Source organism: Methylocystis sp., from assembly GCF_050251305.1.
Taxonomy (GTDB): domain Bacteria; phylum Pseudomonadota; class Alphaproteobacteria; order Rhizobiales; family Beijerinckiaceae; genus Methylocystis.
Genome location: NZ_JBFWNB010000011.1, coordinates 54,959 through 77,147, shown reverse-complemented (window position 1 = coordinate 77,147; position 22,189 = coordinate 54,959). Strand labels below are relative to the sequence as shown.

The window sequence follows — 22,189 nt, the reverse complement described above, 5'->3', positions numbered from 1 at the left end:
TGGCGCCCCTTGTCAGACAAACGCGACGCCCAACATGAAGTTCATTGCCTCGACAGCTCGGGGCCGCGTGTTTTCGGTTTCGTCAGCCCCCCAGCCCCCCGAAAGCGCGCGGTTACGAGAAATAGAGGTCGTGGCGATGGTCGGGCCGGCCGGGAGTTTCGCTCCCGCGCCGGCTCGTCTAATTTTGGCCAACCGCCAGGCGTTCTTGCAAATTTCGCAGCAATGACGAACTCAGGATACGCTGTCGCGCAGTCCGCGACGCCCATTCCATTTTGCTTTTCCGTGGAGAGAACATGACCGACGACGCCGCATCCGTCGACACTTCGGCTGCCGCCGCCAATCCGCAAGCCGCCGATTTCGGTTTCGAGGCCGATGTCGCGCGTCTGCTGGAGCTCATGACGCATTCCGTCTATTCGGAGCGCGACGTATTCCTGCGCGAGCTTGTCTCGAACGCCGCCGACGCCTGCGAAAAGCTGCGCTACGAATCGCTTTCCGACGAAAAGCTCGCCGCTGAAGCGGGCGCGCCGCTCGTCACCATCTCGCTTGATCAGGACAAGCGAACGCTGACCGTCGCCGACAATGGGGTTGGCATGTCGCGCGAGGAGCTGATCAGCGCGCTCGGCACCATCGCCAATTCGGGAACGCGCGCCTTCCTCGACAAGCTCGGGAAGGACAAGGACGCCGGCTTCATCGGCCAGTTCGGCGTCGGATTCTACGCGGCCTTCATGGTCGCCGATCGCGTCGAGGCGGTCACGCGGCGCGCCGGCCAGGATCAGGCCTGGCTATGGACTTCCGAGGGCAAGGGCTCCTATCAGATCGCGCCGCTGCCGCTCGACGAGGCGCCGGCCGTCGGCACGCGCGTCACGCTGCATCTCAACGCCGACAGCGACGAGTTTCTCGAAAGCTGGCGCGTCGAAAGCGTCGTGCGCGAGCACTCGGGCGCAATCGCCGCTCCGATCGACCTGATCTCGGCGCCCGGCGAAGCGCCCCAGCGAATCGCCGAAGGCGTCGCGCTGTGGACGAAGCCGAAGTCCGAAATCGCCCATGAGCAATATGTCGATTTCTACCGGCAACTGTCGGGGCAATTGGACGAGCCGGCGCTGATCGCCCATTGGCGCGCCGAAGGACGCACCGAATATACGGTGCTCGCCTTTGTTCCCGGCGCGCGGCCTTTCGATCTTTTCGACCCGGCGCGACGAAGCAAATCCAAGCTTTATGTCCGTCGCGTCCTGATCTCGCGCGACCTGGACATGCTCCCGGCCTGGCTGCGCTTCATGCGCATCGTCGTCGACAGCGCGGACATTCCGCTCAACGTCTCGCGCGAGATGGTGCAGAAAAGCCCGGTCGTCGGCGCGATCGGCAAGGCGATCGCGACGCGCATTCTCCAGGAGCTGAAAAAGCTCGCGGATTCCGAACCCGAGAAATTCGCGGAGGTCTGGAAAAACTTTGGCTCCGTGCTGAAGGAAGGCCTGCATGAGGATCCGAGCCGCCGCGACGCTTTGTTCGAAATCGCGCGTTTCGCTTCGACCAGATCCGAGGAAAAAACCCGCACGCTCAAGGATTACGTCGCCGATCTGAAGGAAAATCAGACGGCGATCTATTATCTTGTCGGCGACGACATGAAGCGACTGCGCGCCAGCCCGCAACTCGAAGGCTTCCGCGCAAGAGGCGTCGAGGTGCTGCTTCTCGACGACGCCGTCGACGCCTTTTGGGTGACGAGCGCGCTGGGCTTCGAAGGCAAGCCGTTCAAATCCGTGACTCAGGGCCAGGCCGACATCGACGCGATCCCGCTCGTCGACGCGCCGAAGACCGAGACCGCGCCGCCCGCCGACGTCGGCGACCTGGTCGAAGCGCTCAAGGAGACGCTCGCGGAATATGTCGACGACGTGCGCGCCTCGACGCGGCTCACCGACAGCGCGGTCTGCCTTGTCGCGCCCGACGCCGGCCTCGATCGCCAATTGTCCCGGCTCTTGGCCGAACATGGCCAACAGACGGCCTTCGGAAAGCCCGTTTTGGAGATCAACCCGAAGCATGAGGCGATCGCCGCGCTGGCGACGGCCTTGCGAACGAAAGGTCGCGACGCGACGCGCGACGATCAGCTTCTGCTGTTCGATCTGGCGCGGGTCGCGGACGGCGAACATCCCGTCGATTCGGCGGCCTTCGCCAACAGGCTGACGGCGCTTCTCGCCAACCGAACATAGGAGATCCCGCTGAGCGTCGAGGGAGAAGCCGCAACCGGCGGCAAGCCGCCGCTCACGCGCGCCGAGGCGATCGCGATCGTTGTGGACTGTCTCGGCGCCGCCGGGATCGGCGATGCGCAGGAGGATGCGCGCCTGCTCCTGCGCGCCGCGACCGGTCTGACGCGGCTCGAACTCGCCTTGGCGCCGCGCGCGCCGCTGTCGAAGGAGGAGGCGGGCGCCCTGTCCCACTACGCGGCGCGCCGCGCCGCCAGAGAGCCGGTGTCGCGCATCCTCGGAGAGCGCGGATTCTGGACGCTCGACCTTGCGGTCGCGCGCGACGTGCTCGATCCCCGCCCCGACACGGAAACGCTGGTCGAGACGGCGCTGGCCTGCGTCGCCGACAGGCGCGACGCGCCGCTTTCGATTCTCGACCTCGGCGCCGGCTCGGGCGCGATCGTCTGCGCGCTTCTTAGCGAACTGCCGGCGGCGCGGGCCGTCGCCGTCGATCTTTCGGAGCAGGCCTGCCGCGCGACCGGCGCCAATCTGGCCCGCTGCGGCCTCTCCGACCGCGCCAGCGTGTTGCGCGGCCGCTGGGCGGAAGCGCTTCAGGCGCGCTTCGACCTGATCGTCTCCAACCCCCCTTACGTGCGCAGCGGCGACATCGCAGAATTGGAGCCCGAAGTGCGGCTGCATGATCCGGCGCTGGCGCTCGACGGCGGCGCCGACGGTTTCGATTGCTATCGGGAGATCATCGGCGACGCGCCGCGGCTGCTCGCCGACGACGCTGTCTCGATCTTCGAAGTGGGCTTTGATCAGGCCGCCGGCGTCGCCGAGCTTTTGCGCACCAAAGGCTTCGAAATCGAGCGCGTGGCGCGCGACATCGGCGGTCATGAGCGGGTCGTCGCGGCGCGGTTTTCACCGCCAAGGCCGTGACATATTGGCTACAGTAACCCCTTTTTTGGCCCTGCGCCGGGCGCTTGACCTTGTTGGGGGCCACCCCCTCCACTATAGTCATCCCAGGTCCAGCCGATCGCCGAATTCGAGGCAGCGTCTCGAAACCTTTGGCTCCGCTTCGCGAACGGAAGCCCGAAACGACCGGCCAGGAGCAGCGTCGAAATCGACATGAAAGCGCCGAAGTGAGGCCACTTCGATTTGCCGCGGGCTTGTGCGCCCAGCTGGCGAACGGCACGCAGTCTCGGTGGGCGCATGCAGTCGCGCTGAGGGGAATTGGCGCAGAACTACGCGGGGCCGCTGGTCGCGGCTGACTTGAGGCAAATCGACTCGCGCGCAGCGCAATCGAAGCTCGAGGTTCGGGAACGGATCGCCCTCGTCTGTCCGTTCTGGCGTTGGCTGCGTCTGGCAAAGGAATTTGGCGGCGACGTTGTTGACAAGCCGCGCAGGCGGGGATCAGGCGCAGCGAGATTTCGGGGAGTTTGATGAGACCAGGGCAGAACAAGAGAATCCGCGGACGCAGCGGCCGCAAGGGGCCGAATCCGCTTACGCGGTCCTATGAGTCGAACGGCCCTGACGTGAAGATCCGCGGCACGGCTCAGCATATCGCCGAAAAATATCTGCAGCTCGCGCGCGATGCGCAGTCCTCCGGCGACACGATCATGGCCGAAAGCCTGCTGCAGCACGCGGAGCATTATTTCCGGCTCATCGCCGCCGCGCAGCAACAGCAGGTCAACGGCTTTGCGCGCCCGCAGATGGAAGCCGAGGTCGAGACCGCCGAGGACGACGACGATTTCGCCGCTCTCCCCGATCGTTTCGCGCCGCTCTCCGAACGGCTGCCGGCCCCGGCCTACCAGCAGCAGCCGCAGCCTTTTGCGCAGCAGCAGCCGCATTACGCGCCGCCGCAGCCGCAGCCCCAGCCCTTCGAGGAGCGCCCGATCGGCGACATGCGCGCCGCCGAACGCGCGGAGCGTCCGGAACGTCCGCAGCGGTCAGAGCGGCCGCAGTTCAACCGAGACCGCAACGCCGAGGGCGGCGACCGCCCGCGGAACCAGGGCTATGACCGCAACCGCGAGCGTCGTTTCCCGCCGCGCGGCGAGGCCGGCGCGAGCGAAAGCGGCGCGGGCGCCGCGCTGCCGTCATTCATCACCGCGCCGGCGGCCCGCACGACGCCGAGCGAGAACGCAGGCGCCGAGCCCTTCGTCGAACGCGAGGCCGCGCCCCGCGAGGCTGCGCCCCGTGAGCATGAAAGCGGCGTGAACTATCATTTGAGCTCGCGCCGACGCCGGCGGCCGCGTCCGTCGATGGACGACGTCAGCGGCGGATCGCGCGAGGACGAGGCGCCGCAGGTGGGCGAGGCGCCGGCCGAGCCGGACAGATTCTAGGCGCAGACGACGCTGACGGCGTCGCCGGCCGCGATGCGGCCGCCCTGAATCACCCGTGCATAGACGCCGCAATCGATGTGGCCGAAATTCTCGCGCAGAGTCTGGACGAGATCCATGTCGCGCCGCCCGGTTTCGGGGTCGACGCCCGTCGCCGCGCAGCGGTCGGTCATTTTGAGAACTTCGAGCCTCGCGCCGCCGATGGCGAGCGTCCGCCCCAAGAGCGCCGCCTCGGCCCAGGGAGTCATGTCTTCGACATAGAGATTGGCGCGAAACCTCAGCGGATCGACCGCGGCCCCTTGCGCCTGCGCGATCGCCGCGACGCTCGCCAGATTGACGAGCGAGACGAAGCCCGACTTTGAATCCGTGAATCGAAAGCCGTTCGGCGCAGCCAGGAGCCGCACCCGGCCGCGGACTTCCGGTCCGAGAAAGCCGGTCAGGAAGTCCTCGATGGCTTTTCGTCCTTCGGCCGCCCGCACATATCCCGTCGCGACATCGCGGCCGTCGCGCGCGATTGTCAGCGCGCCTGCGGCCGCGTCATAGCGCGTCTTCAGACCCGCGAGCGCGGCGTTTCGCATCAGCATCAGAAATTTGATCTTGGGCTGATGCTCGGGCGCCGCGGGATCGAAGCCCGAAGGCCCGTTTTCGAGGGCGAACAGTCGGTCCCCCGGAAAATAGTCGTCAGCCCGCAGATCGGCGGCGTCGAGCGGCTCGGGCGAGAGGCCTTTGACGGGATAGCAGTAGAGAGAGGCGAGTCGCATGAGGTCTCTGCTTCGATGACAGGTCGAGGCAAATTGCCTACACCTACCCTGCCGTCACGAAAACCATCGTCGCCGTTAGAGGAGGCCCGCCATGCCGGACAAGACGCTCACCGTCCTTGTGCTGGGCGCGATCGCGCTGTCGGCCGCACATGACCTCGACCATCTCTTGCGCGACGATTTGTCGTTGGTCTGGGCGTTCGCCGCCGTGTTTCTGACCGTCAAATACGCGCTCATAGGCGCCGCGCTGCATTTCTATTTTCGTGGCAAGATCGGCGCGGCGTTCTGGGCGGTCATCGGCTGTCTCGGCGCTGCCGCTCTCTGGTTCGCGCATCTGAGCCCCGGCGCCGAGCAGCGGCCGCCGGACATCTATGCGATGTATCGCAGTCCAGCGGCAGGTCTCATCGCCTCGGGCCTCGTCTATGCGATGATGCTGTCGCTCGTGGTCCTGACGCTCTACGGCGGATGGCGCGCGTTCCGGGGGGCTGCGCGCAAAGCGCGCTAAAGCAGCTAACAGCGTTCTCTCATGTGCGATGAGCGCGCGATCGTTGGCTTATTGGGCGCGGTCGAGTCCGCGCTTTCGCGCCGCACCCCCTTTACCGCCGCCTGGCCCTTCCCATATCGACGAGAGGGCCGCCACAAGGGGCCTCGAGGAAATTTTGGACGCGGGGCGGACCGCTTGAACAAGGGCCGCCTCCTGGTCAGAGGGGCTATGAATGAACTTTGAGAAATACACCGAACGCGCGCGCGGATTCGTTCAGTCGGCGCAGGCGCTGGCGACGCGCGAGGGACACCAGCAGTTTACGCCCGAACATATTCTGAAAGTCCTGCTCGATGACGATCAGGGCCTGTCCGCCGGGCTGATCGACCGCGCCGGCGGACGCTCGCGCGAGGCGCTGGCGAAAACCGAGGCCGCGCTTGCGAAACTGCCGAAGGTCGGCGGCTCAGGCGCCGGCCAGCTTTATCTTGCGCCCGCGACCGCGCGCCTTTTCGACAACGCCGAGAAGATCGCCCAGAAGGCGGGCGATTCTTACGTCACCGTCGAGCGGCTGCTTCTGGCGCTGGCGATGGAGAAGGATTCCGAGGCGGCGCGCATTCTGCAGGACGCGGGGGTGACGCCGCAGACGCTGAACGCCGCGATCGAGGATCTGCGCAAGGGCCGCACGGCCGATTCGGCCTCCGCCGAAAACGCCTATGACGCGCTCAAGAAATACGCCCGCGACCTCACCGAAGCGGCGCGCGAAGGCAAGCTCGATCCGGTGATCGGCCGCGACGAGGAAATCCGCCGCACCGTGCAGGTGCTGTCGCGCCGCACCAAGAACAATCCTGTGCTCATCGGCGAGCCCGGCGTCGGCAAGACCGCGATCGTCGAGGGACTGGCGCTGCGCATCGTCAACGGCGACGTGCCGGAGTCACTCGAGGACAAGAAACTGCTCGCGCTCGACATGGGCGCGCTGATCGCCGGCGCGAAATATCGCGGCGAATTCGAGGAGCGGCTCAAGGCCGTTCTCAACGAGATCACCGCCGCCGCAGGCAAGATCATCCTGTTCATCGACGAGATGCACACTCTCGTCGGCGCGGGCAAGGCGGATGGCGCGATGGACGCCTCCAATCTGCTCAAGCCGGCGCTGGCGCGCGGCGAACTGCATTGCGTCGGCGCCACCACGCTCGACGAATATCGCAAGCATGTCGAAAAGGACGCGGCGCTGGCGCGACGCTTCCAGCCGGTCTTCGTCGACGAGCCGACGGTCGAGGACACGATCTCGATTCTGCGCGGCCTGAAGGAGAAATACGAACTCCATCACGGCGTGCGCATCACCGATAGCGCGATCGTCGCCGCCGCGACTCTGTCGAACCGCTACATCTCGGACCGCTTCCTGCCGGACAAGGCGATCGACCTCGTCGACGAGGCGTCGTCGCGTCTGCGCATGCAGATCGACTCGAAGCCCGAGGAGCTCGACGAACTCGACCGGCGCATCATCCAGCTGAAGATCGAGCAGGAAGCGCTCAAGAAGGAAACCGACGCCGCCTCGAAGGACCGCCTGGCGAAGCTCGAAGGCGAGCTAGCCGACCTCGAAGAGAAGTCGGCGGCGCTCACCGCGCGCTGGCGGGCCGAGAAGGACAAGCTCGGCGCGGCCCAGAAGCTCAAGGAACAGCTTGAAGCGGCGCGCAACGAACTGGCGCAGGCGCAGCGCCGCGGCGAATATCAGCGCGCCGGCGAACTCACCTATGGCGAGATTCCCGACCTCGAAAAGAAGCTCGCGGAGACGGAAAGCCAAGCCGACACGCTGGTCGACGAAGCGGTCACGGCCAATGACGTGGCGCAGGTCGTTTCGCGCTGGACCGGCGTGCCGGTCGACAAGATGCTCGAAGGCGAACGCGAAAAGCTCTTGCACATGGAGGACGAGCTCTCGAAGCGCGTCGTCGGGCAGCATGACGCGGTCGTCGCCGTGTCGACCGCGGTGCGTCGCGCGCGCGCCGGACTGCAGGACCCCAACCGTCCGATCGGCAGCTTCATCTTCCTCGGCCCGACCGGCGTCGGCAAAACCGAGCTGACCAAAGCGCTGGCGAGCTTCCTGTTCGACGACGAGACCGCGATGGTGCGGCTCGACATGTCCGAATATATGGAAAAGCACTCGGTGGCGCGGCTGATCGGCGCGCCGCCCGGCTATGTCGGCTATGAGGAAGGCGGCGCGCTGACCGAAGCCGTCCGCCGCAGGCCGTATCAGGTCGTGCTGTTCGACGAGATCGAGAAAGCGCATCCGGACGTCTTCAACGTGCTCTTGCAGGTGCTCGACGACGGACGCCTCACGGACGGCCAGGGCCGCACCGTGGACTTCAAGAACACGCTGATCATCATGACGTCGAATCTCGGCTCGGAATTCCTCGTCATGCAGAAGGAGGGCGAGGATTCGTCCGCCGTGCATGGCGAAGTGATGCAGGTCGTGCGGGCGCATTTCAGGCCGGAATTCCTGAACCGCGTTGACGAAATCATCCTGTTCAACCGCCTGCGGCGCGAGGACATGGGCGCGATCGTCGACATCCAGGTCAAGCGCCTGCAGAAGCTGCTCGACGATCGCAAGATCACGCTGCATCTCGACGCCAAGGCGCGCGACTGGCTCGCGGCGAAGGGCTACGACCCGACCTATGGCGCGCGGCCCCTGAAGCGCGTCATGCAGAAGGAGCTGCAGGACACGCTCGCCGAACGCCTGCTTGGCGGCGAGATCATCGACGGCGCGACGGTCCAGGTTTCGGCCGACGCCGCGGGACTGCTCATCGACGGCAAGTCGACGCATGGGCGCGCCGCGCCGCTGCTGCGAACGGTGGGGAACGCTTAGCCATTCCCCGCATTGGAATTCCCGGCAGGCCAAAGGCCTGACCGGGATTCCAGCGAAACCCTGCGCCGCTTACCCCGGCCGCTCGGCGCGTCGGTTCAGCACATCGGCCTCGCGCAGATCGAGCTCCCGCTCGATGCGACGGCGGGCCTCGTCCTTGAGCTTGCCGTCCCCCAGCATCGCATTGATCAGAACGCGCTCCTCGGCGATGAGCAGCAGTTCGATCTCGTCGTGAAGCTCCGCCATCTCGCGACGCTCTTCCTTGATGTCGCATCTCATGTGAACGCGCGAAAGAAAATATTGCTGCTGGCCGCGAAGCGTCAGCATCGCTTCATCCGGAACCTCGTTTTGCGCGCCGAAATCCTCCAGCTTCATACTGGACGCTTCATTCGCGGCGTGGCGGGCGCGAAGCTCCTCGGCGCGGTCGACGAGGCGTTCCTCCATTCCCGTCTTGGAGAGGCCGAGTTTGCGGATGATCCATGGCAGAATCGTCCCTTGAAAGACGAGCGTGACCATCACGACGCAGAAGGCGAGAAAAAAGATCGAGTCGCGGTAGGGAAACGGTTCGCCCTGCGCGGTCGTCAAAGGAATCGCCAGAGCCGCCGCCAGTGAAACAATTCCGCGCACGCCGGTGAATGAAATGATGAACTGCCATTGCCAGGGCGGCGAAGGGTCGCGTCGCGCCAACGGCCGGATGAGCCAGCGCGGCAGATAGGTCAGCGGGAAAATCCATACGAAACGCGCCAGGATCACGGCGAGCGAAACGATCGCCGCCGACGTCGCCAGCTCGTTCAACGAGTGATCCTGAATGCGGGAAGCGAGCGCCTGCGCCTGCAGACCCGTGAAGAGGAACACGAGCCCTTCGATGATGAAAAGGAAGAAGTCCCAGAAGAACACGCCTTGGAGCCGCGTGGCGGCGCTGATCAGTCTCGGGCCGTTCCAGCTGATGTAGAGGCCGGTCGCCACCGTCGCGATGACGCCCGAGCCGCCGAGATGTTCGGGCGGCCAATAGGCGAGATACGGCGTAATCAGCGAAAGCGTGATCTCGATCCGCGGGTCGCGCATGAACCGGCGCAGCCGCAACATCATCCAGCCAACGGCAAGGCCCCATATGATCTCGCCGGCGACGACCGCAACGAAGGTCTCGGCGCCCTGCGCCAGGGAAAAAGACCCGACGACGACCGCCGCCACCGCAAAGCGATAGAGAACGAGCGCCGTGGCGTCATTGGCGAGCCCTTCGCCTTCGAGAATGACCAGGATGCGCCGCGGCAACTGCATGCGTCGCGCGATGGCGAGCGGCGCGACGGCGTCGGGCGGCGACACGATCGCGCCGAGCACAAATCCCACCGCCAAAGGCCAGCCGAGCAGCCAATTGGTCGCCGCCGACACGGCGATGGTGGTGAAGACGACGCAGCCGACGGCGAGCAGAAGGATCGGCCGCAGATTGAACTTGAATTCCCGCCAGCTCATGTTGATCGCGGAAATGTAGATCACCGGCGGCAGCACGAGGAGCAGCACGAATTGCGGCTCCAGCTCAAAGGGCGGCACGCCGGGCGCAACGGCGATGAGCACGCCGGAAGCCACGAGCAGGATCGGCGAAGCGACGCCGGAACGAAGGGCGATGAAGGCGACGAAGGCCACCACCGCCAGAAGAAAGACGAGAATCTGCAGCCCGGCGATCATGCGCGCTCCTCTTTGGCCGCGCTGAGCGGCAGAGCGCCCGCGACGTGTCTGCAGCCAAACTCAAAGCTTCCGGAGCGCCACTTCCTCGATCCTGTGATCGGCGCCCTTGGTCAAGATCAAACTCGCGCGCGGCCGCGTCGGGGCGATGTTCTGGCGCAGATTCTCGAGGTTGATGCGCGTCCAAATGTCCTTCGCGACGCGCATCGTCTGCATTTCGTCGAGATCGGCGTAGATGCGGAAATATGATTGCGGATCGCGGAACGCAGTCTGCTGAAGCCGGCGAAAGCGCTCGACATACCATCGCTCCAGAACGTCTTCGGACGCGTCGAGATAGACCGAGAAGTCAAAAAAATCGGAGACGAAGGGAATCTCGCGGCCGTCGCGCAGCCGCGGCGCAAGCAGAACATTGACGCCTTCGACGATGAGAATGTCGGGACGGTCGACGCAGGTCGATTCGCCGTCGACCACGTCGTAGGTCATATGCGAATAGACCGGCGCGCAGACATTGCGCCGACCCGCCTTCACGTCGGACAGAAAGCGCAGCAGCGATTTGTTGTCGTAGCTTTCAGGGAAGCCCTTCTTGTCCATGAGCCTTTCGGCTTCGAGGATTCTGTTGGGCAAAAGAAATCCGTCGGTGGTGATGAGCTCCACTTTCGGCGTGTTGGTCCAGCGCGACAGCAGGGCGCGCAGCACGCGCGCCGTCGTCGACTTTCCAACGGCGACGGAGCCCGCAACCCCGATGATATATGGAACCTTGCCGTCTTCGGCGCCGAGAAAGCGCTGCGTCGCCTTGAACAGACCCTGGGTCGCCGCGACATAGAGCGCGAGCAGGCGCGACAGCGGCAGGTAGATTTCGATGACCTCTTCGAGCGAGATCGGATCGTTCAGCGATTTCAGCCGGGTGAGATCGTCGATGGTCAGAGTCAACGGCGTATCGGCGCGCAGCGCCGCCCATTCGGCGCGCGTAAAGTGCCGGTAGGGCGACAGAACTTCATTGTTGGGGACGAACTCCGCCGCCGTCATTCCTTCGCTCCGCGCGCGGCCTTCTCCGCAAGGCCGGACTGCTTGGTGCGCCGCTCCAATTCATGCAAAACCGCGTCCAACGGAATATCACGGGCTTCGAGCATGACGAGAAGATGATAGAACGTATCGGCGGCTTCGTTAATGAGCGCCCGCTGGTCGTCCTCCATCGCCGCAATCACCGTTTCGACCGCCTCTTCGCCGAATTTCTTGGCGATCTTCGGCATTCCAGCGTCGAGCAGCGTTCTCGTATAGGAGGTCGAGGCGCTGTCGTTGCGCCGCGATCTGATCAGCGCCGCGAGGTCGTCGAGGGTGAATTGCGTCATGCCGTCGCCTCCAGGCCATCGAGGCGCATCGGCAGACCCGCCGCCGCCATGTGAAGTTTCGCCTGCGGAATCGAATATTCGCCGAAATGGAAGATCGAAGCGGCGAGCACGGCGCTCGCATGGCCTTCCTTGACGCCGGCGACGAGATGATCGAGCGCGCCGACGCCGCCCGAAGCGATGACGGGCACATGCACCGAGTCGGCCACCGCGCGCGTCAGCGCGATATCGAAGCCGCTCTTCGTTCCGTCGCGATCCATTGACGTCAGCAGGATTTCGCCGGCGCCCAGATCGGTCACCTCGCGCGCATAGTCGATCGCGTCGATCCCCGTCGGGCGGCGCCCGCCATGGGTGAAGATCTCCCAGCGTCCCTCAGACACGCACTTGGCGTCAATGGCGACGACGATGCATTGCGCGCCGAATTTCTCCGAGGCTTCGCGAACGAAGCCGCGATTGGCCACTGCGGCAGAATTGATCGACACCTTGTCGGCGCCCGCGAGCAGTAGATTGCGAATGTCGTCAAGCGTGCGCACCCCGCCGCCGACCGTCAGCGGCATGAAGCAGGCTTCCGCCGTGCGCTGCACGACGTCGAGCAGAATGCCGCGGTTCTCGTGGCTCGCGGTGATGTCGAGAAAGCAGAGTTCGTCGGCGCCGGCGGCGTCATAGGCGATGGCGCATTCGACCGGATCGCCGGCGTCGCGTAGATCGACGAAATTGACCCCTTTGACGACGCGGCCCTCTTTCACGTCCAGGCAGGGAATGACGCGCGCCTTCAGCATCACGCGTCTTCCGTCTTGGCGCGCGCCCGGCGGATCATCGCCAGCGCCTGCGCAGGATCGAGCCGGCCATCGTAAAGCGCGCGTCCGGTGATGGCGCCGGCGAGCTTGCGGCAGTCCGGCTGCAGCAGCCGCTCCACGTCGGCCAGCGACGCCAGGCCGCCGGAGGCGATGACCGGAATCGTCAAAGCGTCGGCCAGCGCCAGAGTCGCCTCGATATTGAGGCCGGTCAAAACGCCGTCGCGCGAGATGTCCGTATAGATGATGGCGCTGACGCCGGCGTCTTCGAAGCTCCTGCCGAGATCGAGCGCCGACATGCGGGTCGCGCGCGCCCAGCCGTCGACGGCGACAAACCCGTTCTTGGCGTCGACCCCGACCGCGACGCGGCCGGGATAGAGGCGCGCCGCCTCGCGCACGAAGGACGGGTCCTTGACCGCCGCGGTGCCGATGATGGCCCGTGCGACGCCATTCTCCAGCCAGCCCGACAGCGTGCGCATGTCGCGAATGCCGCCGCCGAGCTGCACGGGAATCGTCAGCGCTGCGAGAATGGCTTCGACCGCCTGGGCGTTGCGCGGCGCGCCGGCGAAGGCGCCGTCGAGATCGACGACATGCAGATATTCGAAACCGACCCGCTCGAAGGCGCGCGCCTGCTCGGCCGGGTCGTCGTTGAACACCGTGGCGCGGTCCATGTCGCCCTGAGCGAGGCGCACGCACTGCCCTTCCTTCAAATCGATTGCCGGAAACAGGATCACGGTCGCCACCTAAGGAAATTGCCGATCAGAGCTAGGCCGAGCCTCTGGCTTTTTTCGGGATGAAACTGCACGCCGACGAGATTGTCGCGCGCGACGGCCGCCGTGAGCGGCGCGCCATAGTCGGTCGTCGCCAGGACGTGTTCCGCGCGCGCCGGGGTCAGCTGAAAGGAGTGCACGAAATAGGCGTGCAATCCGCGCTCTCCCGTCGGCACCGCGGCAAACAGCGGGTGTTCACGGCTTAGCGTCAGCGTGTTCCAGCCCATATGCGGAATTTTCAGCGAAGGCTCGGCGGGCTCGATCGCCGCGACGTCTCCCGCAATCCAGCCGAGCCCCGGCGTTTCGCCGTGCTCGAGGCCGCGCGCGCCCATGAGCTGCATCCCGACGCAGATGCCCAGGAATGGCCGGCCGCGATCGATGACCGCCTCCTGCAGGGCAGCGTAAAGCCCCTCGATCGCCATCAAGCCGCGCCGGCAATCAGCGAACGCGCCGACTCCGGGCAGCACGACGCGCTCGGCGCCGCGCACCACGTCAGGATCGCTGGTGACGCGGATGTCGCCCGACTGCAGCGATTCGCGCGCGGCGCGCTCAAAGGCTTTCAAGGCGGAATGCAGATTGCCCGACCCGTAGTCGATGATCGCGGTCGTCAAGGAGCGGGCTCCCGGGCGACGTCACCCCTGTCGGTCGGCGGCGCAGGACGATGGCGATGGAAGAACGCCGCCTCCGCCTCGTCGATGTCGTCGCCGATGACGAGATCCTGCTCGACGCAACCGCGACGCGCCAGACTCCAGCCGACGAGCCGCTCCCCTTCGAAGCCGAGCCAGACGGCGAGCGCGAGCGTCAGCCATGAGACCGCATCGCGCGACACCCGCAGCTTCCAGGCCAGGACGGCCAGAGCGACGAGCAGAAGCGCCCAAAGGCCGGCGACGATCCAGGCCCGGCGCCAGGCGAGCCAGAACGGACCGAAAAGGAACGCCGGCCAGGAAAATCCGTCGCGCAGGAATATGATCTTCTCCGCCGCCGGAAGCTGGCCCGACGCCGTTCGCGGGAAGTGAACAGTGAATATCGCCATGGCCGTCCCCTCGTCGGCTTCACGCGCCTGTCTCAGGCGGTGAGCGTTCCCTTGGTGGAAGGCGCTTCGCTCTGCGTCCGGCGCGGATCGATCGACGCCGCCTTGCCGAAGGCGCGCGCGAAGCCCTTGAAGGCGCTCTCGGCGATATGATGGCTGTTGACGCCGCGCAGGCATTCGATGTGCAGCCCGACCCGGGCATGGACCGCAAAGGCCTGGAAGAATTCTCGCATCAATTCCGTGTCGAAAGCGCCGATGAGCTGCGCCGGGAAAGCAACCTCGTAAACGAGGAATGGCCGGCCCGAGACGTCCACGACGACCCGCGTCAGCGCCTCGTCGAGCGGCACATGCGCGTCGCCGTAGCGGGCGATGCCTTTGCGGTCGCCGAGCGCGCGATCCACCGCCTGGCCGACGGCGATGCCGACGTCCTCGACCGTATGATGGCCGTCGATGTGAAGATCGCCTTCGGCGCGCACCGTGAGATCCAGCGGCGCGTGGCGGGCGATCTGGTCGAGCATATGGTCGAAAAAGCCGATGCCCGTCGAAATCTCCGAGCGCCCGGCCCCGTCGAGGTCGACCGAGACCGAAATCCTCGTTTCCTTCGTATTGCGCTCGATCGTCGCGCTGCGCATTTCCTGCCTTTTCCTGGGCCCCGCCGGCGGGTCCGGCGGCTGCGGCCGCAAACGGCCGGTTTGTAGCGATTGCGTCTTGGATAAGCACCCGAGCCGCTTCCGCGTCAAGGATAAGCGAGATGCGCGCCAACGGACTCCTCGCGGCAAATTGGCCCGGCGGACCGAAAATGGTCCATTTGTTCGCGCTGATTCCCGATCCCAGCGCGACCACGGCAATTTCCCGCGCCGGACCGCTATAACGGCGCCATAAACGCGCTTGCGTGCGCATAATGCCGCATGCGGGCGACCCAACGAGGCCAAAATGCGACTTCAACACATTCTTGCGATCGCCGTCGCGTCGGCGCCTGTTCCCGCCGCCGGCGAAGCTTGGCGGGACGGCTTTGTGTCGCGCATCGAAGCGCTGGCGCTGATCCAAACGCTCAACGCCTCTCTGCTGGCGAGCCGCAGTGCGACGGCGACGCTCGAGAAATGGTGCGCCGATCACAAAATGTCCGCGGAGCCCAAGATCGTCGCGCGGCGGGTTTCAGGCGTCGAAAAGGAGCCGAGCGCCGAGACGCGCGGGCGGCTCGAAGTCGGCGAGACGGAGCCCGTCAAATATCGGCGCGTGCAGCTCGCCTGCGGCGACCATGTGCTTTCCGAGGCCGACAATTGGTATGTGCCTGGACGGCTGTCTCCTGAGATGAACCGCGCGCTGGAATCGACGCAGACGCCCTTCGGCAAGGCGATCGCTCCGCTTCAGCCGTTCCGTCGCACCGTCGAGATGAAAATGCGCTGGTCGCCCTTGCCTGAGAGATGGGAAATCTCGACCGACGCCACAGCCCTGCCTGGAAAGACGGCGGGCGCCCTCTCTGTGCCGCATGAACTCTTCGAGCACACGGCGGTCGTGTATGCGCGCGATCAGCGTCCGCTCTCCGAGGTGCATGAGACCTATACCGGCGAAATTTTGGACTTTCCCGCGCCGTCTGCCGGCGCGCCGAGCGAGTAGCCGTCGATGCGCGCGAACCCGGCTCGACGATGCGCCGGGGCGGCCGCCACGCTCCGGCCTTGCTCAAATGCGCGCAGAACCTTACATCGGCTGGACATCTCAGGCTGGATCACGGCGAATGGATAGCGAACAGAACCGCTCGGCGACCATGCATGCGACGACGATCATTCTCGTGAAGAAAGCGGGAGAAACGGTGATCGCCGGCGACGGCCAGGTCAGCCTCGGTCAGACGATTATGAAGGGCAACGCCAAGAAAGTGCGCCGCCTGGGCAAGGGCGACGTGATCGCGGGTTTCGCCGGCGCCACCGCCGACGCTTTCACGCTTTTCGAACGGCTGGAATCCAAGCTCGAGCAATATCCCGGACAATTGATGCGCGCCTGTGTGGAGCTGGCCAAGGATTGGCGCATGGACCGCTATCTCCGGCGCCTCGAAGCGATGATGCTCGTCGCCGACAAGGACGTCGGCCTCGTGCTCACCGGCTCCGGCGACGTGCTGGAGCCGGAAAGCGCGGGCGAAGGCGCCGTCGCCGCCATCGGCTCGGGCGGCAATTACGCGCTCGCCGCCGGTCGCGCCCTGCTCGATTCGCCGCTGGACGCGGAAACCATCGCGCGGCGCGCGATGACGATCGCCTCCGAGATTTGCGTCTACACCAACCAGAATGTGGTGGTGGAGAAGATTTAGGGCAGTCGGCGGCGGGCCGGCAGCGGGAGAACACGACCGCCGATCGCCCGCCGCCCTCTGCCGACCGCCGAAGGAACCCGCCATGGCCGACTTCTCGCCGCGCGAGATCGTTTCCGAACTCGATCGCTTTATCGTTGGGCAAAACGACGCCAAGCGCGCCGTGGCGATCGCGCTGCGCAATCGGTGGCGACGGCTGCAGCTCGAAGGCCAGATGCGCGAAGAGGTGCTCCCCAAGAACATCCTGATGATCGGCCCGACGGGCTGCGGCAAGACCGAGATCGCGCGGCGACTGGCGCGCCTCGCCAATGCGCCCTTCCTCAAAGTCGAGGCGACGAAATTCACGGAAGTCGGCTATGTCGGCCGCGACGTCGAACAGATCGTGCGCGATCTGATCGAGGTCGCCATCGTGATGGTCAAAGAGCGCCGCCGCAAGGATGTGCAGGCGCGCGCGCAACAGGCGGCGGAAGAGCGCACGCTCGACGCGCTCGTCGGCCCCGCGGCCTCGCCCGGCACGCGCGAAACCTTCCGCCGGCGGCTCCGCGGCGGCGAACTCGACGATAAGGAGATCGAGATCGAGCTGACACAATCGGGCTCCTCGATGCCGATGTTCGAACTGCCGAACATGCCCGGCGCCAGCGTCTCCGCCTTTTCGCTCGGCGATATTTTCGGCAAGGCCATGCAGCGCGGCAAGCCGCGCAAGCTCTCGGTGAAGGAAGCGCAGGGACCGCTCGTCGCCGAAGAAAGCGACAAGCTGATCGATCAGGAAGCGAGCGTCAGAGAGGCGATCCAGGAGGTCGAGAACAACGGCATCGTCTTCATCGACGAGATGGACAAGATCTGCGCGCGCGAAGGACGCGGCGGCGCGGATGTTTCACGCGAAGGCGTGCAGCGCGATCTTCTGCCGCTGATCGAAGGCACGACGGTCGCGACGAAACATGGCCCCGTCAAAACCGATCACGTGCTGTTTATCGCCTCGGGCGCCTTCCATGTGGCGAAGCCTTCCGATCTCCTGCCGGAACTGCAGGGGCGACTGCCGATTCGCGTCGAGCTCGCCTCGCTCAACGAAGATGATTTTCGCCGCATTCTCACCGAAACCGAGGCCTGTCTAACGAAGCAATATTCGGCGCTGATGGGCACCGAAGGCATGACGCTGGAATTTGCGCCATCCGCCGTCGACGCGATCGCCAAGGTCGCCGTGCAGGTCAACACTTCCGTCGAGAATATCGGCGCGCGGCGTCTGCAGACGGTGATGGAGCGCGTGCTCGACGACATCAGCTTTTCGGCGTCCGACCGCGCCGGCGAGAAAATCGTCATCGACGGCGCCTATGTCGAGGAGCATATCGGCGATCTGGCGAAGAACAGGGATCTGAGCCGGTTTATTTTGTGATTCGACGCGGCACTTGCGCCTGCGCGCGCTTCTCGCCATAAGACCGGCCAAACGCAAAAACCCTGGCCGATCCTCATGTCCACTTTCCCTCAGCGCGTCTTCTCGGGCGTGCAGTCCACCGGCAATCTGCATCTCGGCAACTATCTCGGCGCCATCGTCAAATTCGTCGAGCTGCAGAAGAGCTTCGACTGCCTGTATTGCGTCGTCGACCTGCATGCGATCACGGTCCCGCAGGACCCGATCGCGCTGAAGGCGAACACGCGCGAGATCGCCGCCGCCTTCATCGCCTGCGGCATCGACCCGAAAGAGAACATCGTCTTCAACCAGAGCCAGGTGCCGGAACACGCCGAACTCGCCTGGGTGTTGAATTGCGTCGCGCGCATCGGCTGGCTCAATCGCATGACCCAGTTCAAGGACAAGGCTGGCAAGGATCGCGAGAACGCCTCGATGGGCCTGCTCGACTATCCGGTGCTGATGGCCGCCGACATTTTGATCTATCGCGCGACGCATGTGCCGGTCGGCGACGACCAGAAGCAGCATCTCGAACTGGCGCGCGACATCGCGCAGAAGTTCAACAACGACTTCTCGGAGTCGATCGCGCGCAACGGATTTGGCGACGCCTTCTTTCCCCTGCCCGAGCCGCTGATCGCCGGCCCGGCGACGCGGGTGATGAGCCTGCGCGACGGCACGAAGAAAATGTCCAAGTCGGACGCTTCGGATTATTCGCGCATCAATCTGTCGGACGACGCCGACCAGATCGCGCAGAAGGTGAAGAAGGCGAAGACCGATCCGGACGCGCTGCCCTCCGAGGAAAAGGGCCTCGAAGGACGCCCCGAAGCCGACAATCTCGTCGGCATCTTTGCCGCGCTGTCAGAGCGCAGCAAAGTCGATGTGCTCGGCGAATTCGGCGGCGCCAATTTCTCGACCTTCAAGAGCGCGCTCGTCGATCTGGCCGTCGCCAAGCTTGCGCCGATCACCGACAAGATGCGCCGCATTCGCGAGGATGAAACCTATGTCGACGGCGTGCTGCGCGACGGCGCCGAACGCGCCCGCGCCATCGCTCGCGAGAACATGAATGCGGTGAAGGACATCGTCGGGTTCTTGCGGTAGCGCCTATTATTCGCTGTGGCGAAGCAGACGCTCGGCTTCCGATTTCAGCGAAGGGAGTTCATTTCTAATGACATCCCACACAAGCAAGAGATCGACGCCCCAATAGGCGTGAGTAAGTCGATTGCGGAACGCGATGATCCTTTTCCAAGGCACAGGCGCCGCCGCACGCAGTTCAGGCGTCAGCCTGTTGGCCGCCTCCCCTATGATCTCGAAATTGCGAACCACCGCATCTTGAATCATTCTCTCGCGCAAAAACGACTCTTCTCCCCCAACGACATAGGTCTCAATGGCGGCGATGCTGTCGAGAATATGTTCAAGATATAAGCGATCGGATTTCACAGAGGAATAATTTCCTCTTCGATGAGCGGCTTCAAATAAGGACTGAGGCCTCGCGACGTGATGAGATCGACCTTTCGACCGATCAACCCTTCCAGTTCCTCGGCGAGCGCAAGAAAATCTGAGAAGCCGCGGTCTCCGGCGAGATCGATCAAAATATCCACGTCGCTCGACGGCGTTTCAGCCCTTCGAGCGACCGATCCAAAAAGTCGGACGTTCGACGCGCCGTGCCGACTGGCGGCCTTAAGCACCTCCGCGCGTTTGGCAAGCAATGTGTCGAGCAGTGGCATCGCGAATTCCTCTGCCGCGGATCGTATCAGCTTTTTTGTCCTACCGCTGGCGGCTTCGGCCCGCCGCTCGCCCAGTCGAGCAGTTCGACGGTGTGCAGGACCGGAATCGGCGTTCCCGATCTGATCTGAACGATGCAGCCGATGTTTCCGGCGGCGACGGCATCGGGCGCGACGCTTTCGATATTCGCCGCTTTGCGCGACCGCAGCTCATCGGCAAGTTCTGGCTGCAGCACATTATACGTTCCCGCCGAGCCGCAGCAGATGTGTCCTTCCGGGACTTCGCAAACGTCGAAGCCGGCCGCGCGGAGAAGCGCGACCGGCTCTTTCGAGATTTTCTGCCCATGTTGCAGAGAGCAGGCCGAGTGATAGGCGACGCGAAGCCGCGTCGCCGCGCCCGACGGCGCAAAGCCGATCTCATGCAGCAGCTCGGTCACGTCTCTCGCGATCGACGAGATATGCGCAGCCTTCTCCGCAAGCTTCGGATCGTTGCGGAACATATGGCCATAGTCCTTGACGCTGGTTCCACAGCCAGAGGCGTTGACGACGATGCGATCGAGTCCGCCCGTTTCAATTTCACGCGACCAGGCCTCGATATTTGCGCGCGCATAGCGTCGCGAGTCGTCGACCTTTCCGAGATGATGCGGCAGCGCCCCGCAGCAGCCCGCGCCTTTCGCGACGACCACTTCGACTCCATAGCGGTTCAGAAGCCGTATCGTCGCCGCGTTGATCGAGGCGTCGAGCACCGTCTGGACGCAGCCGTTCAGCAGCGCGACGCGCATTATCCGTTCGCCCTGCGCAGCAAAGACCTGAGGAACGTCGACGTCTGAAGCGGGCTCAAGCCGCGACGGCGCGAGCGCCAGCGGCGCCGAAAATCGCCGCGGCAGCGCGCGCGCGAAGGGACGCAAAGCCGCCGCGAGGCGAAACAGCGGCCGCGCGAGTGACGGCCGCGGCAGCGCGAAGGCGAGCGCGGCGCGCATGGCGCGTTCGGCGAAGGGCCGCGCATATGTTTTCTCGATATGCGCCCGCGCATGATCGACGAGATGCATGAAGTGCACGCCCGACGGGCACGTCGTCATGCAGGAGAGGCAGGAGAGGCAACGATCGATGTGGCGGGCGGTCTGGGCGTCAGCCGGCCGCTCCTTCTCGAACATGTCCTTGATGAGATAGATGCGGCCGCGCGGGCCATCGAGTTCGTCGCCGGTGAGGAGATAGGTGGGGCATGTCGCCGTGCAGAAGCCGCAATGCACGCAGGCGCGCAGGATCTTCTCCGTTTCGGCCATGTCAGGGTCGGCCAGCGCGCGCAGAGAGAAAAATGTTTGCATCGCGCTCAGAACTCCGCGCGCATTCGCCCGCGCTCCAGAATATGCGCAGGATCGAAGCTTTCCTTGATTCGGCGGGTCAACGCCGCGAGCGCCGGCGGCTGCGGATGAAAGACGTCGACGGTCGCGCGCGTCTCTGCGCTCGCGCGGATGAGAGTCGCATGGCCGCCGCCGGCGTCAACCGCGCCGCGCACCGCGCCGGCATGCGCATCGGGCGCGGTCTCGACGCAGAGCCAGATCAATCCGCCCGCCCAGTCGTAGACATGCGCGAGCACCGGCGCCCCCGCGCGAATGCGCGCGACGACCGCGCAGCCGTCGGTCGGCGCAACGGAAATGCGCCAGACTTGACCGCCTTGACCGGCGACGGGCGCGGCGTCGCGCAGGCCTCGCCACAGCGCCGTGGAGTCGCGCGCGTCGAGCGTCTCGAATCGGACGCCGTCGCCCGCCAATCGCGCGGCGAGATCGTCGCGCCGCGCCGTCACGGAAATCTCTGGCCCTTCGAGTCGGATCGCGGCCGTATGGGCGTCCAGCGCCAACGGCTGGGCGCCGGCTGGCAGCATCGCAAGCGACGAGGGTTCGCAGGGCGTCGCCGTGGCGCGGCGCAGCAGCGCGAGGCTCTCCGCCTCCTCCGCCCCGATCGCGAGAAGCGTGCATTCGGTCTCAGGCTTCGGCAGCACCTTGAGCGTCAGCTCAGTGAGCAACGCCAGCGTGCCATAGGAGCCGCAAACCAGTTTTGAAAGGTCATAGCCGGTGACGTTCTTCATGACGCGTCCGCCGGATTTCACGAGTTCGCCGCGGCCGGTGACGCTCCGGAATCCCAGCAGATGGTCGCGCGCCGCGCCAGCCTTGATCCGTCGCGGACCGGACGCGTTCACGGCGACGACGCCGCCAATCGTCGCGCCTTCCGCTTCCTCGCCGAGAAGCGGCCCATAGTCCATCGGCTCGAAGGCGAGCTGCTGCCCGTGAGCGTCCAGCAGCGCCTCGATCTCGCTCAGACGCGTCCCCGAACGCGCCGCAAGCACGAGTTCGTCGGGCTCGTAGAGCGTCACGCCGGTCAGCGCGGCTGTGGAGAGCGCCTGCGCCTGAGGCGCGCAGCGCCCGAGCTGCGTCTTGGAGCCGCCGCCGACGATCGCGCAGGAGACGCTTTTCGCATGCGCCGCGCAAATCGCGTCGACCGCGTCCGCCTCATCGCGGATTTCAAGCGCCCCCGAAGCTGACATCG

22 protein-coding genes are annotated in these 22,189 nt (G+C 65.2%); 9 read left to right on the top strand and 13 right to left on the bottom strand.

Features of this window, described 5'->3' with window-relative positions; all coding sequences use genetic code 11:
- Positions 1 to 293 precede the first annotated feature (293 nt).
- From htpG to AB7F41_RS06040, 3 genes are all read left to right on the top strand, one after another.
- Positions 294 to 2,201, top strand: coding sequence for a molecular chaperone HtpG (gene htpG / locus AB7F41_RS06050; RefSeq protein ID WP_428383928.1), 1,908 nt, complete (start codon positions 294 to 296; stop codon positions 2,199 to 2,201).
- 3 nt (positions 2,202 to 2,204) lie between these two features.
- Positions 2,205 to 3,113: a peptide chain release factor N(5)-glutamine methyltransferase gene (gene prmC, locus AB7F41_RS06045; RefSeq protein ID WP_428406456.1), complete on the top strand. Its 909-nt coding sequence runs from the start codon at positions 2,205 to 2,207 to the stop codon at positions 3,111 to 3,113.
- A gap of 503 nt (positions 3,114 to 3,616) precedes the next feature.
- Complete coding sequence (locus AB7F41_RS06040; protein ID WP_428383930.1) at positions 3,617 to 4,516, top strand: DUF4167 domain-containing protein; 900 nt, start codon at positions 3,617 to 3,619, stop codon at positions 4,514 to 4,516.
- On the opposite strand, the gene AB7F41_RS06035 is transcribed toward AB7F41_RS06040, so the two are convergent.
- On the bottom strand, positions 4,513 to 5,274 hold the full coding sequence (locus AB7F41_RS06035) for an MOSC domain-containing protein (protein ID WP_428383931.1): 762 nt from the start codon (positions 5,272 to 5,274) through the stop codon (positions 4,513 to 4,515). The genes AB7F41_RS06040 and AB7F41_RS06035 overlap by 4 nt on opposite strands.
- 91 nt (positions 5,275 to 5,365) lie before the next feature.
- Here AB7F41_RS06035 and AB7F41_RS06030 point away from each other — a divergent pair, with 91 nt between their 5' ends.
- Positions 5,366 to 5,776: a hypothetical protein gene (locus AB7F41_RS06030; protein WP_428383933.1), complete on the top strand. Its 411-nt coding sequence runs from the start codon at positions 5,366 to 5,368 to the stop codon at positions 5,774 to 5,776.
- 211 nt (positions 5,777 to 5,987) lie between these two features.
- Positions 5,988 to 8,609, top strand: a complete 2,622-nt coding sequence (gene clpB, locus AB7F41_RS06025; RefSeq protein ID WP_428406455.1) for an ATP-dependent chaperone ClpB — start codon at positions 5,988 to 5,990, stop codon at positions 8,607 to 8,609.
- Between the two features lie 69 nt (positions 8,610 to 8,678).
- Here clpB and AB7F41_RS06020 read toward each other — a convergent pair whose 3' ends face one another.
- Genes AB7F41_RS06020 through hisB form a run of 8 tightly spaced genes read right to left on the bottom strand, consistent with a single transcriptional unit; the run spans position 8,679 to position 14,858 of the window.
- A complete protein-coding gene (locus AB7F41_RS06020; protein ID WP_428382748.1) occupies positions 8,679 to 10,289 on the bottom strand; it encodes a Na+/H+ antiporter in 1,611 nt (536 codons plus the stop codon).
- 60 nt (positions 10,290 to 10,349) lie between these two features.
- Positions 10,350 to 11,312, bottom strand: a complete 963-nt coding sequence (gene coaA / locus AB7F41_RS06015) for a type I pantothenate kinase (protein WP_428382750.1) — start codon at positions 11,310 to 11,312, stop codon at positions 10,350 to 10,352.
- A complete protein-coding gene (locus AB7F41_RS06010) occupies positions 11,309 to 11,635 on the bottom strand; it encodes a phosphoribosyl-ATP diphosphatase (RefSeq protein WP_428382752.1) in 327 nt (108 codons plus the stop codon). Before AB7F41_RS06010 ends, coaA begins: the two co-directional genes overlap by 4 nt.
- Positions 11,632 to 12,411, bottom strand: coding sequence for an imidazole glycerol phosphate synthase subunit HisF (hisF, locus tag AB7F41_RS06005; RefSeq protein WP_428382754.1), 780 nt, complete (start codon positions 12,409 to 12,411; stop codon positions 11,632 to 11,634). The genes AB7F41_RS06010 and hisF overlap by 4 nt, the downstream gene beginning before the upstream one ends.
- A complete protein-coding gene (gene hisA, locus AB7F41_RS06000) occupies positions 12,411 to 13,160 on the bottom strand; it encodes a 1-(5-phosphoribosyl)-5-[(5-phosphoribosylamino)methylideneamino]imidazole-4-carboxamide isomerase (RefSeq protein ID WP_428382872.1) in 750 nt (249 codons plus the stop codon). The genes hisF and hisA overlap by 1 nt, the downstream gene beginning before the upstream one ends.
- Positions 13,157 to 13,807, bottom strand: coding sequence for an imidazole glycerol phosphate synthase subunit HisH (gene hisH / locus AB7F41_RS05995; RefSeq protein ID WP_428382755.1), 651 nt, complete (start codon positions 13,805 to 13,807; stop codon positions 13,157 to 13,159). Before hisH ends, hisA begins: the two co-directional genes overlap by 4 nt.
- On the bottom strand, positions 13,804 to 14,229 hold the full coding sequence (locus AB7F41_RS05990; RefSeq protein WP_428382759.1) for a DUF2628 domain-containing protein: 426 nt from the start codon (positions 14,227 to 14,229) through the stop codon (positions 13,804 to 13,806). Before AB7F41_RS05990 ends, hisH begins: the two co-directional genes overlap by 4 nt.
- A gap of 32 nt (positions 14,230 to 14,261) precedes the next feature.
- The gene (gene hisB / locus AB7F41_RS05985; RefSeq protein ID WP_428382761.1) at positions 14,262 to 14,858 is read right to left on the bottom strand and encodes an imidazoleglycerol-phosphate dehydratase HisB; all 597 of its coding nucleotides are present in this window, start codon (positions 14,856 to 14,858) and stop codon (positions 14,262 to 14,264) included.
- A 301-nt stretch (positions 14,859 to 15,159) separates the two neighbouring features.
- On the opposite strand from hisB, the gene AB7F41_RS05980 reads away from it, so the two are divergent.
- The 4 genes from AB7F41_RS05980 (at position 15,160) to trpS (ending at position 19,022) form a co-directional block, all read left to right on the top strand.
- Positions 15,160 to 15,843 carry a hypothetical protein gene (locus AB7F41_RS05980; RefSeq protein ID WP_428382763.1) on the top strand — a complete coding sequence of 228 codons (684 nt, stop codon included), beginning with the start codon at positions 15,160 to 15,162 and terminating at the stop codon, positions 15,841 to 15,843.
- A gap of 118 nt (positions 15,844 to 15,961) precedes the next feature.
- Positions 15,962 to 16,525 (top strand): ATP-dependent protease subunit HslV, encoded by a 564-nt coding sequence (gene hslV / locus AB7F41_RS05975; protein ID WP_428382765.1) that lies wholly within the window; start codon positions 15,962 to 15,964, stop codon positions 16,523 to 16,525.
- An 82-nt stretch (positions 16,526 to 16,607) separates the two neighbouring features.
- Positions 16,608 to 17,912, top strand: a complete 1,305-nt coding sequence (gene hslU / locus AB7F41_RS05970) for an ATP-dependent protease ATPase subunit HslU (RefSeq protein WP_428382766.1) — start codon at positions 16,608 to 16,610, stop codon at positions 17,910 to 17,912.
- A gap of 75 nt (positions 17,913 to 17,987) precedes the next feature.
- Positions 17,988 to 19,022 (top strand): tryptophan--tRNA ligase, encoded by a 1,035-nt coding sequence (trpS, locus tag AB7F41_RS05965; RefSeq protein ID WP_428382768.1) that lies wholly within the window; start codon positions 17,988 to 17,990, stop codon positions 19,020 to 19,022.
- A 6-nt stretch (positions 19,023 to 19,028) separates the two neighbouring features.
- Here the strand turns inward: trpS and AB7F41_RS05960 are convergent, their stop codons facing one another.
- Genes AB7F41_RS05960 through glcE form a run of 4 tightly spaced genes read right to left on the bottom strand, consistent with a single transcriptional unit; the run spans position 19,029 to position 22,187 of the window.
- On the bottom strand, positions 19,029 to 19,361 hold the full coding sequence (locus tag AB7F41_RS05960) for a HepT-like ribonuclease domain-containing protein (protein WP_428382770.1): 333 nt from the start codon (positions 19,359 to 19,361) through the stop codon (positions 19,029 to 19,031).
- Positions 19,358 to 19,648 (bottom strand): nucleotidyltransferase family protein, encoded by a 291-nt coding sequence (locus tag AB7F41_RS05955; RefSeq protein ID WP_428382772.1) that lies wholly within the window; start codon positions 19,646 to 19,648, stop codon positions 19,358 to 19,360. The genes AB7F41_RS05960 and AB7F41_RS05955 overlap by 4 nt, the downstream gene beginning before the upstream one ends.
- A gap of 26 nt (positions 19,649 to 19,674) precedes the next feature.
- Positions 19,675 to 20,970: a glycolate oxidase subunit GlcF gene (gene glcF / locus AB7F41_RS05950; protein WP_428382773.1), complete on the bottom strand. Its 1,296-nt coding sequence runs from the start codon at positions 20,968 to 20,970 to the stop codon at positions 19,675 to 19,677.
- Between the two features lie 5 nt (positions 20,971 to 20,975).
- A complete protein-coding gene (gene glcE / locus AB7F41_RS05945; RefSeq protein WP_428382775.1) occupies positions 20,976 to 22,187 on the bottom strand; it encodes a glycolate oxidase subunit GlcE in 1,212 nt (403 codons plus the stop codon).
- Between the last annotated feature and the right edge of the window lie 2 nt (positions 22,188 to 22,189).

Coding starts and splice junctions, on each gene's coding strand:
- htpG (WP_428383928.1), top strand. CDS start 294: ATGACCGACGACGCCGCATCCGTCGACACTTCGGCTGCCGCCGCCAAT.
- AB7F41_RS06040 (WP_428383930.1), top strand. CDS start 3,617: ATGAGACCAGGGCAGAACAAGAGAATCCGCGGACGCAGCGGCCGCAAG.
- AB7F41_RS06035 (WP_428383931.1), bottom strand. CDS start 5,274: ATGCGACTCGCCTCTCTCTACTGCTATCCCGTCAAAGGCCTCTCGCCC.
- AB7F41_RS06030 (WP_428383933.1), top strand. CDS start 5,366: ATGCCGGACAAGACGCTCACCGTCCTTGTGCTGGGCGCGATCGCGCTG.
- clpB (WP_428406455.1), top strand. CDS start 5,988: ATGAACTTTGAGAAATACACCGAACGCGCGCGCGGATTCGTTCAGTCG.
- AB7F41_RS06020 (WP_428382748.1), bottom strand. CDS start 10,289: ATGATCGCCGGGCTGCAGATTCTCGTCTTTCTTCTGGCGGTGGTGGCC.
- coaA (WP_428382750.1), bottom strand. CDS start 11,312: ATGACGGCGGCGGAGTTCGTCCCCAACAATGAAGTTCTGTCGCCCTAC.
- AB7F41_RS06010 (WP_428382752.1), bottom strand. CDS start 11,635: ATGACGCAATTCACCCTCGACGACCTCGCGGCGCTGATCAGATCGCGG.
- hisF (WP_428382754.1), bottom strand. CDS start 12,411: ATGCTGAAGGCGCGCGTCATTCCCTGCCTGGACGTGAAAGAGGGCCGC.
- AB7F41_RS05990 (WP_428382759.1), bottom strand. CDS start 14,229: ATGGCGATATTCACTGTTCACTTCCCGCGAACGGCGTCGGGCCAGCTT.
- hisB (WP_428382761.1), bottom strand. CDS start 14,858: ATGCGCAGCGCGACGATCGAGCGCAATACGAAGGAAACGAGGATTTCG.
- AB7F41_RS05980 (WP_428382763.1), top strand. CDS start 15,160: ATGCGACTTCAACACATTCTTGCGATCGCCGTCGCGTCGGCGCCTGTT.
- hslV (WP_428382765.1), top strand. CDS start 15,962: ATGGATAGCGAACAGAACCGCTCGGCGACCATGCATGCGACGACGATC.
- hslU (WP_428382766.1), top strand. CDS start 16,608: ATGGCCGACTTCTCGCCGCGCGAGATCGTTTCCGAACTCGATCGCTTT.
- trpS (WP_428382768.1), top strand. CDS start 17,988: ATGTCCACTTTCCCTCAGCGCGTCTTCTCGGGCGTGCAGTCCACCGGC.
- AB7F41_RS05955 (WP_428382772.1), bottom strand. CDS start 19,648: ATGCCACTGCTCGACACATTGCTTGCCAAACGCGCGGAGGTGCTTAAG.
- glcF (WP_428382773.1), bottom strand. CDS start 20,970: ATGCAAACATTTTTCTCTCTGCGCGCGCTGGCCGACCCTGACATGGCC.
- glcE (WP_428382775.1), bottom strand. CDS start 22,187: ATGTCAGCTTCGGGGGCGCTTGAAATCCGCGATGAGGCGGACGCGGTC.